Below are 12264 nucleotides of genomic sequence, written 5' to 3' on the forward strand. Positions count from 1 at the left end.
CGCCATGACCTCCACCATCGAGACCACCCCGGACGTCGAGCGCACCCGCCGCGAGAATGCGGAGCACGGCTTCACCGCTTCGCGCACCTTGACCGACTCGCTGCAGGCGGTGCTCGTCGACCTGATCGAGCTGGCCAACCAGGGCAAGCAGGCGCACTGGAACCTGGTCGGACCGAACTTCCGCGACCTGCACCTCCAGCTCGACGAGGTCATCGACGCGGCCCGTACCTTCGCCGACGAGGTGGCCGAGCGCATGCGCGCCCTGCACGCGACGCCGGACGGCCGCAGCGGCGTCGTGTCGTCGCAGACGACCCTCGAGGAGTTCCCGGGCGGCGAGGTCCTCACCATCGACACCGCCGACATGATCACCGCGCGCATCGAGTCGGCGGTCGCGACCTGTCGGCGCGTGCACGACGACGTCGACGACGAGGACCCGACGAGCGCCGACCTGCTGCACGAGATCATCGCGAAGCTCGAGCAGTTCGCGTGGATGATCAGCGCCGAGCACCGACGCCCGAAGGGGTCCGCGGCGTGAGCGCCGCGACCGCGGAGGAACTCGAGGCGGTCACCGCGATCCTCTCGGCGGGACGCACCGCGGCGGTCACCACGCGCACCGTCGAGGGCGCCCTGCACAGCCGCCCGCTCGCACTTCTCGACGACGAGTTCGACGGGGTCCTCCGCTTCTTCACCCAGGACCCGAGCGCGAAGACCGCCCAGATCGCCGCGCACCCCGAGGTCAACGTGTCGGTCGGCGACGGCAAGGGCTGGCTCTCGCTCGCCGGGATCGCCACGGTGACGCACGACCCGCAGCTGCTCGACCGCTACTGGAACCCGTGGGCGGACTCCTACTTCGACGGTGGACGCGAGGACCCGACCGCGGCCCTGCTGGAGGTCGAGGTGGGGTCGTTCGAGTACTGGGACCTCCGCAAGCCGGCGATCGCGCAGCTCTTCGAGGTGGTGAAGGGCATCGTCACGAAGTCGGAGCCGGACCTGGGAGAGACGCGCGCGGCGGACGTGTAGGACTCCGCCGACAGGTCTCGATACGCGGCTTCGCCGCTACTCGACCCGCGGGGTCGCGAGTCCCGGGATCACCCGGGCGCCGGGCAGTGCGGCCAGGACCGCGCCCGGCGCCTCGATCTTGCTCGTGCGGAGCCCCGAGCCGACGATCGCGGCGGGAAGTGACGGGATCCGGTCGTCGACGAGCAGCGCCCACTCCGCGGGCAGGCCGATCGGGGTGATGCCGCCGTACTCCATCCCGCTCAAGGCGACCGCGTCCTCCATCGGGGCGAAGCTCGCCCGGCGGGCGTCGAGCAGCCGGCGGACCACGCCGTTCACGTCGAGCCGTGTCGTCGCGAGCACGACGCAGGCCGCGTGGCGGACGACGTCGCCGCGTCGTCCCGCGACGACGACGCAGTTGGCGGAGACGTCGAGTCCGACGCCGTAGACCGCGCAGAACGCGGCCGTGTCGGCGAGGCCGGGGTCGATCGAGGCGACCCGCACGGCGGCCGCGGCATCGCCCAGGTCACGCAGCGCCGCGGCGACGGGCGGCGCGAGGAGCTCGGGGCGGCTGAGCGCGGGCTGGAGATCGAGGACCGGGGCCATCGGATCATTCTCGCCGTGCGGAGACAGCCTCCGGATCGGCTAATATCATTGCGTTCGCTAACGATCTGGGAGCTCAGCGTCGAGACCCGAGACCCGTCCCGGAAGGTTCCCTCGTGTCCAGCACCACCGCCGCCAAGCCCCGCTCCGGCATGTTCCACAAGGATCACCCGCGCTACAAGTGGATCGCCCTGAGCAACACCACCCTCGGCATGCTCATGGCCACCATCAACGGCTCGATCGTGCTCATCTCGCTGCCGGCGATCTTCCAGGGCATCAAGCTCGACCCGCTCGACCCCAACAGCACGAGCTATCTGCTCTGGATGCTGATGGGCTTCATCCTCGTCACCGCCGTGCTCGTCGTGAGCTTCGGCCGGCTCGGCGACCTCTACGGCCGGGTGCGGATCTACAACATCGGCTTCATCGTCTTCACGATCGCGGCGATCCTCTGCACGATCGATCCGTTCACCGGCGGCGCGGGGGCGCTGTGGCTGATCGGCTGGCGCATCGTGCAGGCGGTCGGCGGCTCGATGCTGTTCGCGAACTCCACCGCGATCCTCACCGACGCCTTCCCCGCGAACCGCCGCGGCTTCGCGCTCGGGATCAACCAGATCGCGGCGCTCGCCGGCACCTTCCTCGGCCTCATCCTCGGCGGCGTGCTCGCCGTGGTCGACTGGCACCTGGTCTTCGCCGTCAGCATCCCGTTCGGGATCATCGGGGCCGTCTGGTCGATCGTGTCGCTCCACGAGGTGGGCGCCCGCGGCACGGGACGCATCGACTGGTGGGGCAACATCCTCTTCGCGGTCGGACTGCTCGCCCTCCTCATCGGCATCACCTACGGCATCCAGCCGTACGGCGACTCGTCGACCGGCTGGACCAACCCGTGGGTGCTCGGCGGGATCATCGGCGGCGTCATCGTGCTCGTCGGCTTCGTGGTGCTCGAGCACTACGTCGCCGACCCGATGTTCAACCTCAAACTGTTCCGGATCCGCGCGTTCACCTTCGGCAACCTCGCCGGCCTGCTCGCGTCGATCGGCCGCGGCGGCCTGCAGTTCATGCTGATCATCTGGCTGCAGGGCATCTGGCTGCCGCTGCACGGCTACAGCTACGAGTCGACGCCGCTCTGGGCCGGCATCTACCTGCTGCCCCTGACCGTCGGATTTCTCGTCGCCGGTCCGATCTCCGGCACCCTCTCCGACCGGATCGGCGCGCGCCCGCTCGCCACCGGCGGCCTGCTCGTCGTCGCGGTCACGTTCGTGCTGCTGCTCGTGATCCCGGTCGACTTCGACTACTGGACCTTCGCCATCCTGATCTTCTTCAACGGGGTCGGCTCGGGGATGTTCGCGGCGCCGAACCGCACGGCGATCATGAACGCGGTGCCGGCTGCCCAGCGCGGGGCCGCCTCCGGCATGACCGGCACGTTCCAGAACGCGGGCAACTCGCTCTCGATCGGCATCTTCTTCTCGCTCATGATCGGCGGGCTCGCGAGCACGCTCCCGGCCGCGCTGTCGAAGGGGCTCGCCGCGCACCACGTGCCGGCGGCGGCCGTGCATGCGGCGGCGCAGATCCCGCCGGTCGGCAACCTGTTCGCGGCGTTCCTCGGCATCAACCCGATCGCGGCGCTTCTCCAGCAGCTGCACGTCGAGTCGGCTCTGCCGGCGGCCGACCTCAAGGTGCTCGAGGGCAAGGAGTTCTTCCCGTCGCTGATCTCGGATCCCTTCCACTCCGGGCTGTTCGTCGTCTTCATCGCGGCGGCGATCATGTCGGTGATCGGGGCGATCGCCTCCGCGGTCATGGGGGGCAAGTACCTGCACGAGACCGGCTCCGTCGCCACCGTCGAGACGACGCGCTCCGGCCGGCCCCGCACCGAGTCGACCGAGACCGTCGACCCCGCGCAGGCGCTCAGCGACGTCTGAGCGGCCCGGCCGTCAGCTCAGTATGTCCTTGGTGAGGAAGCGCCAGACGGCCAGCCCGCCGAACACGACGACGTAGCCGAGCTGCAGCCACCCGTTCTGGGCGAACGAGTCCCAGACGAGCGGGGCGCGGAGGAGATCGCCGAAGCCGAGCCAGTAGTGGCTCGGCAGCCAGGCGTGGATCGCGTCGAGCTGGGGGAGCGCGTCCGCGATCTGGGACGCCCCGGCGAGTACGACCGTCGCGGCCATCGCGCCGACCGGGATGGTGGTGAGGGTGGAGATGAAGAGCCCGATCGCGCAGAGCCCGGACATCGAGAGCACGACGTAGAGCACGAGGAGCGCGGCGCGGCCCGCGAACTCGGCCGGGCCGATCGTCTCGCCGGAGAGCAGGACCACGTCGCCGACGGGGAACAGGGCGGCGCCGCTCGCGACGCCGGCGAGCACGATCACCGCCGTCGCCGCGGCCGTGAACGCGAGCGCGCCGACGTACTTGACGACGAGCAGCCGGAGCCGGCCGACCGGCGCGATGAGGAGCGCGCGCAGGGTGCCGAGGGACGCCTCGCCCGCGATCGTGTCGCCGGCCACGACGCCGATCGTGAGCGGCAGGAAGAGCGGGATCGACGCCACGAGCGCCGTGAACGACACGAAGAGCCCGTTCTGGGTGATGTCGGCGAGGAACGCGGGGCCCCGTCCGGACGAGCCGGCGCCGGTCACCCGCACGGCGACGGCGATGAGGATCGGCACGAGCGCGAGCGCGCCGAGCATCGCGATCGTGCGTCGGCGGCGGAACAGGGTCGCGAGCTCCGAGCCGAGGAGCGCGACGGGGCGCGGTACGCTCGTCCGCGCGTCAGCCGGCGACATCGAAGCCCTCTCCGGTGAGCGCGACGAAGCGGTCCTCGAGCGTGTCGCCCTCGACGGCGACGCCGCGGACGCGGACGCCGTGCTCGACGAGCGCCCGGACGAGATCCTCGATCGCGGTCGCGGGCTCGAGCTCCGCGGTGACGCCGTCCGGGCCGGGGCTCGCGACGACGCCGTGGGCGCCGAGGGTCGCGGCGGCCTCGGCTGGGTCCGGGGTCCGGATCACGAGATGCGTCCGCGTCGCGCGCCGGAGTTCGTCGAGGGCGCCCTGCGCGACGAGCCGGCCCGCGCGCATGACGGCCGCGTGCGTGCACACCTGCTCGATCTCCGCGAGCAGGTGGCTCGAGACGAAGACGGTGGTGCCGTCGGCGGCGAGCGACCGGATGAGCGTCCGCACCTCTCGCGTGCCCTGCGGGTCGAGGCCGTTCGTCGGCTCGTCGAGCACGAGCAGCTCCCGGGGTGCGAGGAGCGCCGCGGCGAGCCCGAGCCGCTGCTTCATCCCGAGCGAGTAGGCCCCGGCGCGCTTGCCGGCCGCCGCGCCCAGACCGACGCGGTCGAGCGCGGCGTCGACGCGAGCGCGGCGGGTGCGCGAGGACGTGCCGGGGTCGGCCGCATCGAGCCGGTGCAGGTTGCCGCGCCCGGAGAGGAACGGGTAGATCGCCGGCGACTCCACGAGCGCGCCGACGCGCGGGAGCACCGAGGCCAGCGCGCGAGGCATCGGCTCGCCGAGCACCTGGATCTCGCCGGTCGTCGGGCGCGCGAGCCCCAGAAGCATCCGGATGGTCGTCGTCTTGCCGGAGCCGTTCGGGCCGAGGAAGCCGAACACGGCGCCCCGGGGGACATCGAGGTCGAGCCCGTCGACCGCCTGCTGGTGACCGAAGCGCTTGCCGAGCCCCGAGGTCCGGATGGCCGCGTCCGGGGGCGCGGCCGGTGCGCTCACTGCGCGGCGGCCTGCAGCGTCGAGACCGGCACGGCCCCGGCCAGCACGCGGCCGTCGTCGGTGAACAGGACCGTGACGAGCGACGTCTGCAGGGCGCGACCACCGGGCACCGACGTGGTCAGCTCGCCGAACAGCGCGTTGCCGGTCACACTCGACGGGAGCTTCGCCGACGGGAGCGTCACGACGCTCGCCCAGCCGCTGCCGCTCACCGTCGGGCGCGGCGCGGCGGCGTCGTTCGAGAGGTGATCGGGCTTCATACCGTGGCGGGCGGAGGACAGGTCCTTCGTCGTCACCTTGGCGCCCTTCGGCGGGGTGAAGGAGAACAGCGAGGCGCTCGGCTTCGAGAACGAGACGTCCGTGAAGCCCACCGAGACGGCGTCGGCGGACTGGCCGCGCGCGTCGACGGCGAGCTTCAACGGCACGCCGGTGGCGCGATCCACCGAGACCACGACCTTGGCCACGAGCGTCTGGTCGGTCTTCGGCGTGAGCACGAGCCGGTCGACCGAGCGGCCGGCGACCGACGAGCCGGTGGTCACCGTCACGGTCGAACTCTTCTGCACGGCCGCGAGCAGCCGCTTCGCGAGGTCGGACGGCGTCGTGGGCGCCGGGCTCTCGGACTTCCGCGACGGGAGGAGCACGTGCTCGGCCGTCTTGGCCTTCGAGTCCCAGATCCAGACCGACGAGCCGTCGCGCACGATGTCGCGCTCGGCCAGCTGGTCGAGCACCTGCACCCGCTGGCGACTGGTCCCGTCGACGTAGACCTTCGCCGTGTGGGGCGCCGTCACGAGATCGAGGATCCCGCTCTCGCTCGAGGAGGGGGCGCCCGGGCCGGTCGTCGGCAGCTGGGGCAGCCCCAGGTCGGAGGTCTGCTGGATCGTGCCGGAGTAGGAGGCCGAGCCGCTCTTGGCGATCTTGGCGAGCACCTGCTGCGCGGTGGGCGTCTCGGTGCGGGAGGCCGGGGCGGCCTGGGCGGGCACCGCGAGGGTGCCGACGAGGACGGCTGCCGGGATCGCGACCCCGAGGGCCAGGGCGGGGAGAGTACGGAAGTTCGTGTGCATGCGGATCACCTCTTGCGTCCCCGGAAGAGTACGTCCGCATGCCGGTGGTTGGCTGTACTCCGCTGGGATGATTCCTGCGGCTCCGCGATCCCGCCCGTCGGGGTGGAGGATGGGCAGGATGATCTCCACCGCGCTCGCCCAGCGGCTCCGCGATGCCGGCCTCCACTGGGCGCCGGTGTCGGGCGACGTCTTCCAGCTCGCGCCGGGCGCGGGCACCGGCGCGGACGGCGAGCTGGAGGGCGACCTGTTCACGGTCAGCGACATGACGATCGAGGCGCACGTCTATCCCACGGGCACGATCCTCGGGTTCAACGGCACGACCGAGTGGGCTCTCGACTCCGTCGCGCTCGAGGACGCGCTGTGGCTGCCGCGCGAGGATCAGCTGCGGGACCTCCTGCAGAGCACGTTCCGTTCCCTCGACCGCCTCGAGGGCGGAGGTGCGGTGTCGTACCGGGTGCGCGTGGAGCGCGCGGGAGAGCAGCGAGAGTTCGCGAGCGACGATCCCGCCGAGGCCTACGGGCTGGCTGTGCTGGAGCTGGTGCTGGCGTCGCGCGACTGACCCGCACGGCGGATGAGCACCCTCACCGCTGGCAATCGGCTCGGAGGCGGGCCCGCCTCCCGACCGGCCTGCCTACCCTCCTGGCATCGGCTCCCGAAGCCGCTCATCCAGGAGGTCACCATGGGACTGCTCGACGACGCGAAGGACACCGCCGAGACGGCCGGCCGCAAGCTCGGCGACGCGGTGGACGACGCCAAGGACCGCCTCGGCGACAAGGTCGACGAGGCGCATGCCGACGCCGAGGTGAAGCACGCGGAGCGCGAGCGCGACGCGGTGCACGCCAAGAACGACGTCAAGGAGAAGCTCCGCGGCGACGACGCCTGACCCGCAGCGCGGCCGCTGCCGCCCGTGACATGATTGACGCGTCATCTAAACGGAGGAGCGTCACCGCCATGCGGCTCATGATCATCATCGGCAGCGTCCGCCCGGGCCGGGTGGGCCTCCCCATCGCCCGCTGGGTGGAGTCGGTCGCGCGCGAACGCGACGGGATCGAGATCGACGTCGTCGATCTGGCCGAGCTGGGGCTGCCCCTCATGGACGAGCCGAATCATCCTCGCCTGCAGCGATACACGAAGCCGCACACCCTGGCGTGGAGCCGGCGCGTGGCGTCCGCCGATGCCATCATCCTCGTGACCCCGGAGTACAACTACAGCTACTCCCCGGCGCTCAAGAACGCGCTCGACTATCTGCACCGCGAGTGGTGGCGCAAGCCGGTCGCCTTCGTCAGCTACGGGGGTGTCTCCGGCGGTACCCGCGGGGTCGTCGCGCTCACCGTCGTCGTCGGCGCCCTCGGCATGGTTCGGACGGGTGCCTCGGTCGAGATCAACTTCGCGGCGCCGCGCGTCCAGGACGGGGTGTTCTCCCCGAACGAGAAGGAGAGCGCGATCCTCGGGCACGTGCTGGACGAACTCGGACCGCTTTCGGAGGCGCTCGCCCCTCTGCGCTGATCGGGCCGGAAGCCGTCCCCCATTCTGGGGACCGCGGCGTATACTGGGTTCTCACAGGTGGCGCCGAGGTGCGCCGCTCGAGAGGACCGCATGGCCGCCGCGGACGCCGGAGCGATCGGCGCGGCGGTCGCGCGCTTCGTGGAAGGGATCGAGACCGATCCGATCCTCGCCCCGCACTGGGGCGACGTCGACCGGCGGCGTCTGCGCCAATACGCGCGGGGCATCGCTCTCCAGGCGGTCGGCGGCCCCGAGTTCCCGCTCGGCGATGTCGAGGCACGGCACTCCGTGGGGCTCGACGGTCCGGCGTTCGATCGGATCGAGTCGCTTCTCGCCCAATGCCTGGCCGACGCGGGTGTCTCCGGTGATGTGGTGGACGTGGCGCGCATGCGCGTCGAGGAGCTGCGGTCTCTGTTCATCGAGGCGGAACCGAGCCCCTGAGCGCCTCGGCCTAGCTCGGCTGGACCGGCACCGGCTCGGTGTCCGGCAGCGGGCTCGCGTCACGACCCCGGAGGTCGGGCGCGGCGCGCCGGAAGAGCACGGGTACGAGCAGGCCGACCACGGCGAACGCGATGGCGGCGGCGAAGCCGCCGTCGCCCCCGTTGCCGCCCGCCCCGCGGACGGCGTCGATGAGGAAGCCGGCGACGGCGGAGCCCACCGCCGCGCCGATCAGCTGGCCCGTGCCGACCCAGCCGTAGGCCTCGGCGGTGTCGCTGAATTTCACGCTCGACGAGACGATCGCGAAGATGACGGCGAGCGAGGGGGCGATGCACGCGCCCGCGATGAGCAGGGCCGCGTTCAGGCTCCAGAACTCCCAGGCCACGAGGGCGAGGCAGGAGCCGATGAGGACGATCCCCATCCGCCAGGCGAGGGCCCACGGCCCGACCGGGATCCGGCCGAGGAGCAGCCCGCCGAGCAGGGAGGCGACGGCCCAGATCGCGAGCACGATCCCCGAGCGCGCGTCGCCCTCGCCGAACGTCGCGATCACCGCGGCCTCCGTCGCCGCGCAGGTGCCGACGAGCAGGAAGCCCACCGCGGTCGCGAGCACGACCGGGGGCTTCGTCAGCACCGACCCGAAGCGCCGCTTGCTGCGCGGGATCCGCACCCGCCCGACCTCGGGCGAGAGCACGAACCAGGCGCCGCCTCCGACGAGGAACGCGACGGACAGCAGGATGCCGATCACCGTCGAGACCTGCGTGGCGACCAGCGTCACGACCACCGGACCGGCGATCCAGATGAGCTCCTGCGCCGACGCGTCGAGCGAGAACAGCGGTGTCAGCTGCCGCGAGTTGACGAGCTTCGGGTAGATGGTGCGGACCGCGGGCTGGATGGGGGGATAGCTCAGGCCGCTCAGCAGTCCGAGCAGCATGTAGGCGACGAGCGGCGTGCCGATCGGCGCCAGTGCGATCGCGGTGAGCGCGACGGCGCAGACGGCGATCGTCAGCACGAGGACCCGCCGCATGCCCCAGCGGCCCATCCAGCGACTCGTGAGCGGCCCTGAGACGGCCTGCCCGACGCTCGTGGTGGCGAGCACGAGGCCCGCGGCGCCGTAGCTGCCGAAGATGTGCTCGAGGTGCAGGAGGAAGCCGAGGGAGATCATCCCGCCCGGGAAACGGGCGACGAGCTGCGCGGCGATGATGCGGCCCACCCCGGGGGTGCGGAGGAGCTGGGCGTACGCGTTCATCGGCTTTCTCTTAGCATGAGCCACATGCTCGACTGGCTGGCGGACCTGGAGTCGGAGGCTGCGGAAAGACTCCCGTGGTACGTCCGAGAGTACTTCGCCGGGACCGTCGGGAGCGCGCAGCAGCGGGATCGCGCCCTCGCCGAATGGGACGCCGTGCGGTTCAGGCCGGCCGTCCTCCGGGGCGGCCGCGATCTCGATCTGCGGACCCGCGTCCTGGGGCGCGAGATCGCCTCGCCCGTGATGGTGCCGCCGATGTCGCAGCAGCTCGCCGCTCACCCGGACGGCGAGGCCGAGACGGCACGCGGCGTCGTGCGGGCGGGGTCTCTCCTGGGGGTGTCGACCAACACGGGCGTCGAATTCGAGCGCATCGCCGACGCGGGCGCGCCCTGGTGGTTCCAGCTGTATGCGATGAACTCCCCGGAGGTGGAGGCGCAGCTCGTCGATCGGGCCGTCGCGGCCGGCGCATCGGCGATCATCCTCACGGTCGATCTCTCGGTGGCGCCGATGTCGAAGCCCGGCGTCGATCCGTTGGAGTGGCCGGACGGGCCGGCGAAGCGACGGTATGCCAATGTCGCTCCCGACCTTCTCGCCGGAGCCTCGCGCGGCTTCCGTCCGGTCGGTACCGACGACATCCGCGGACTCGCGGAGCGCTCCGGCCTGCCGGTCGTCGTCAAGGGTGTGCTGCGGGGCGACGATGCGCGCGCGGCGGTCGACGCGGGCGCGTCCGGGCTCATCGTCTCGACGCACGGGGATCGGCGGATGCCGGGTTCCGTCTCGTCGCTCCGGGCGCTGCCCGAGGTCGTCGACGCCGTCGGCGATCGCGCGGAGGTCTACGTCGACAGCGGGATCCGGTCGGGCGCGCACGTCCTGGCCGCCCTCGCGCTCGGCGCCCGCGCCGTCTTCGTCGGCCGCCCGGTGCTGTGGGCCCTCGCCTCGCGGGGCGCCGACGGGGTGGCGGAGACACTGGACCGCTTCGCGGCCGACACGACGCGGGCTCTGGCGCAGAGCGGCATGCCGAGCCGCGCGGCGCTCGGACCCGATCTCATCGCGTCCTTCTGAGCCGGCGAGGCTGTGGAAACGGGGGATAACTCCGCGGACTTATCCACAATCTGGGGACGACACGCCCACAACATGTAGTGGTGGTCGTCGTGTCGGTGCCCCGATATATAGTGATCGAGCCGCGGTGGACGGGGGTTCCCGCGACAGGCGATCGGCCGTACCCATCGGTCGCCTCGGCATCGCCGAATCAGACCTTGGACAGCAGCGCGCGTCGCTGGGAGCACCGTAGAAGAGGGAGAACACGTGGCCATCACGGTCGTCAAGCGCAACGGGGAGCGGGAGCCCTACGACGCCAACAAGATCAACCTCGCGATCGAGCACGCCAGCCGCGGTCTCGACGAGAGCATCACCTGGGTCACGCAGATCGCCTCGGAGCTCGAGCTCACGCTCTTCGACGGCATCACGACCCAGCAGCTCGACGAGGCCGTCATCCAGGTCGCGCTCCAGAACGTCAAGGACGACCCGCAGTTCGACACCGTCGCCGCGCGCCTGCTCCTCAAGACGATCTACAAGCAGGTGCTCGGCGACTACGAGACCGACGACGAGCTGAAGACGCTCCACGCGCAGCACTTCCGCCGCTCGGTCGAGCGCGGCGTCGCGGAGGGTCTGTTCGAGCCCCGCTTCACCGAGCTGTACGACTTCGACCGTCTCGCCGCGGCTCTCGAGCCGAGCCGCGACGGGCTCCTGAAGTACATCGGCGTCGTCACCCTCAACAACCGCTACGGCATCAAGGCCCGCAACGGCGAGGCGCTCGAGGTGCCGCAGTTCTTCTGGATGCGCATCGCGATGGGCCTCTCGCTCAACGAGGCCGACCCCACCTCGGTGGCCCTCGGCTTCTACGAGAAGATGTCGAAGCTCGAGTACATCGCCGCCGGCTCCACGCTCGTCAACGCGGGCACGGCCTACCCGCAGCTGTCGAACTGCTTCGTCATGGAGATGCAGGACGACATCGAGAACATCGCCAAGTCGGTGCGCGACGTCATGTGGCTGACGAAGGGGACGGGCGGCATCGGGCTCTCGGTCACGAAGCTGCGGGCGCAGGGCTCCCCGATCCGCTCGAACAACACGACGTCGACCGGCCCGATCCCGTTCATGCACACGATCGACTCGGTGCTGCGCGCGGTCAGCCGCGGCGGCAAGAAGTTCGGCGCCCTCTGCTTCTACATGGAGAACTGGCACCTCGACTTCCCCGAGTTCCTCGACCTGCGGCAGAACTCGGGCGACCCGTACCGCCGCACCCGCACCGCCAACACCGCGGTCTGGATCTCCGACGAGTTCATGAAGCGCGTCCAGAACGACCAGGACTGGTACCTCTTCGACCCGCTGGAGGTCGCCGACCTCAACGAGCTCTACGGCAAGGCGTTCTCCGAGCGCTACGCGCACTACGTCGCCGAGGCCGAGGCCGGGCGCCTGCGGATGTTCAAGAAGATCGGTGCGCGCGCCCAGTTCAAGGACATCCTGATGTCGCTCCAGACCACGAGCCACCCGTGGCTGACGTGGAAGGACACGATCAACAACCGCGCCCTCAACAACAACACGGGCACGATCCACCTCTCCAACCTCTGCACGGAGATCTGCCTCCCGCAGGACGAGGAGAACATCTCGGTCTGCAACCTCGCGTCGATCAACCTCTCGACCCACCTGAGGCTC

Annotated in this window: 14 protein-coding genes; 9 read left to right on the plus strand and 5 right to left on the minus strand. The window is 71.1% G+C overall.

Annotation, left to right across the window (positions count from 1 at the left end; genetic code table 11):
* Positions 1-4 precede the first annotated feature (4 nt).
* Both ACTHM3_RS12305 and ACTHM3_RS12310 read left to right on the plus strand, forming a co-directional pair.
* Positions 5-535, plus strand: a complete 531-nt coding sequence (locus ACTHM3_RS12305) for a Dps family protein (RefSeq protein WP_440406396.1) — start codon at positions 5-7, stop codon at positions 533-535.
* Positions 532-1020 (plus strand): pyridoxamine 5'-phosphate oxidase family protein, encoded by a 489-nt coding sequence (locus ACTHM3_RS12310; protein WP_440406397.1) that lies wholly within the window; start codon positions 532-534, stop codon positions 1018-1020. The genes ACTHM3_RS12305 and ACTHM3_RS12310 overlap by 4 nt, the downstream gene beginning before the upstream one ends.
* Before the next feature lie 36 nt (positions 1021-1056).
* Here the strand turns inward: ACTHM3_RS12310 and ACTHM3_RS12315 are convergent, their stop codons facing one another.
* Complete coding sequence (locus tag ACTHM3_RS12315; RefSeq protein ID WP_440406398.1) at positions 1057-1602, minus strand: YbaK/EbsC family protein; 546 nt, start codon at positions 1600-1602, stop codon at positions 1057-1059.
* A 113-nt stretch (positions 1603-1715) separates the two neighbouring features.
* Here ACTHM3_RS12315 and ACTHM3_RS12320 point away from each other — a divergent pair, with 113 nt between their 5' ends.
* Positions 1716-3515 carry an MFS transporter gene (locus ACTHM3_RS12320; protein ID WP_440406399.1) on the plus strand — a complete coding sequence of 600 codons (1800 nt, stop codon included), beginning with the start codon at positions 1716-1718 and terminating at the stop codon, positions 3513-3515.
* Positions 3516-3527: 12 nt separating this feature from the next.
* Here the strand turns inward: ACTHM3_RS12320 and ACTHM3_RS12325 are convergent, their stop codons facing one another.
* Genes ACTHM3_RS12325 through ACTHM3_RS12335 form a run of 3 tightly spaced genes read right to left on the minus strand, consistent with a single transcriptional unit; the run spans position 3528 to position 6368 of the window.
* Entirely contained in the window at positions 3528-4373 is an 846-nt protein-coding gene (locus tag ACTHM3_RS12325; protein ID WP_440406400.1) for an ABC transporter permease, read from the minus strand.
* Positions 4360-5310 carry an ATP-binding cassette domain-containing protein gene (locus ACTHM3_RS12330; protein WP_440406401.1) on the minus strand — a complete coding sequence of 317 codons (951 nt, stop codon included), beginning with the start codon at positions 5308-5310 and terminating at the stop codon, positions 4360-4362. Before ACTHM3_RS12330 ends, ACTHM3_RS12325 begins: the two co-directional genes overlap by 14 nt.
* Positions 5307-6368, minus strand: coding sequence for a LolA family protein (locus tag ACTHM3_RS12335; RefSeq protein WP_440406402.1), 1062 nt, complete (start codon positions 6366-6368; stop codon positions 5307-5309). Before ACTHM3_RS12335 ends, ACTHM3_RS12330 begins: the two co-directional genes overlap by 4 nt.
* Before the next feature lie 118 nt (positions 6369-6486).
* Between ACTHM3_RS12335 and ACTHM3_RS12340 the strand changes: the two genes are divergently transcribed.
* The 4 genes from ACTHM3_RS12340 to ACTHM3_RS12355 all read left to right on the plus strand — a co-directional run bounded on the left by ACTHM3_RS12340 (position 6487) and on the right by ACTHM3_RS12355 (position 8312).
* Positions 6487-6927 (plus strand): pilus assembly protein CpaE, encoded by a 441-nt coding sequence (locus tag ACTHM3_RS12340; protein ID WP_440406403.1) that lies wholly within the window; start codon positions 6487-6489, stop codon positions 6925-6927.
* A 12-nt stretch (positions 6928-6939) separates the two neighbouring features.
* Positions 6940-7251 (plus strand): hypothetical protein, encoded by a 312-nt coding sequence (locus ACTHM3_RS12345; protein WP_440406404.1) that lies wholly within the window; start codon positions 6940-6942, stop codon positions 7249-7251.
* A 68-nt stretch (positions 7252-7319) separates the two neighbouring features.
* The gene (locus ACTHM3_RS12350; protein WP_440406405.1) at positions 7320-7874 is read left to right on the plus strand and encodes an NADPH-dependent FMN reductase; all 555 of its coding nucleotides are present in this window, start codon (positions 7320-7322) and stop codon (positions 7872-7874) included.
* Between the two features lie 90 nt (positions 7875-7964).
* Complete coding sequence (locus tag ACTHM3_RS12355) at positions 7965-8312, plus strand: hypothetical protein (RefSeq protein WP_440406406.1); 348 nt, start codon at positions 7965-7967, stop codon at positions 8310-8312.
* 10 nt (positions 8313-8322) lie between these two features.
* Here ACTHM3_RS12355 and ACTHM3_RS12360 read toward each other — a convergent pair whose 3' ends face one another.
* Positions 8323-9555, minus strand: coding sequence for an MFS transporter (locus tag ACTHM3_RS12360; RefSeq protein ID WP_440406407.1), 1233 nt, complete (start codon positions 9553-9555; stop codon positions 8323-8325).
* Positions 9556-9579: 24 nt separating this feature from the next.
* Between ACTHM3_RS12360 and ACTHM3_RS12365 the strand changes: the two genes are divergently transcribed.
* Both ACTHM3_RS12365 and ACTHM3_RS12370 read left to right on the plus strand, forming a co-directional pair.
* Complete coding sequence (locus ACTHM3_RS12365; RefSeq protein ID WP_440406408.1) at positions 9580-10614, plus strand: alpha-hydroxy acid oxidase; 1035 nt, start codon at positions 9580-9582, stop codon at positions 10612-10614.
* Between the two features lie 243 nt (positions 10615-10857).
* Positions 10858-12264: ribonucleoside-diphosphate reductase subunit alpha (locus ACTHM3_RS12370; RefSeq protein WP_440406409.1), on the plus strand; the 1407-nt coding region annotated here is incomplete at its 3' end.

The organism is Pseudolysinimonas sp. (genome assembly GCF_051954455.1).
In the GTDB taxonomy this organism is placed as follows: domain Bacteria; phylum Actinomycetota; class Actinomycetes; order Actinomycetales; family Microbacteriaceae; genus Pseudolysinimonas.

Coding starts and splice junctions, on each gene's coding strand:
- ACTHM3_RS12305 (WP_440406396.1), top strand. CDS start 5: ATGACCTCCACCATCGAGACCACCCCGGACGTCGAGCGCACCCGCCGC.
- ACTHM3_RS12315 (WP_440406398.1), bottom strand. CDS start 1,602: ATGGCCCCGGTCCTCGATCTCCAGCCCGCGCTCAGCCGCCCCGAGCTC.
- ACTHM3_RS12325 (WP_440406400.1), bottom strand. CDS start 4,373: ATGTCGCCGGCTGACGCGCGGACGAGCGTACCGCGCCCCGTCGCGCTC.
- ACTHM3_RS12335 (WP_440406402.1), bottom strand. CDS start 6,368: ATGCACACGAACTTCCGTACTCTCCCCGCCCTGGCCCTCGGGGTCGCG.
- ACTHM3_RS12340 (WP_440406403.1), top strand. CDS start 6,487: ATGATCTCCACCGCGCTCGCCCAGCGGCTCCGCGATGCCGGCCTCCAC.
- ACTHM3_RS12345 (WP_440406404.1), top strand. CDS start 6,940: ATGAGCACCCTCACCGCTGGCAATCGGCTCGGAGGCGGGCCCGCCTCC.
- ACTHM3_RS12350 (WP_440406405.1), top strand. CDS start 7,320: ATGCGGCTCATGATCATCATCGGCAGCGTCCGCCCGGGCCGGGTGGGC.
- ACTHM3_RS12355 (WP_440406406.1), top strand. CDS start 7,965: ATGGCCGCCGCGGACGCCGGAGCGATCGGCGCGGCGGTCGCGCGCTTC.
- ACTHM3_RS12360 (WP_440406407.1), bottom strand. CDS start 9,555: ATGAACGCGTACGCCCAGCTCCTCCGCACCCCCGGGGTGGGCCGCATC.
- ACTHM3_RS12365 (WP_440406408.1), top strand. CDS start 9,580: ATGCTCGACTGGCTGGCGGACCTGGAGTCGGAGGCTGCGGAAAGACTC.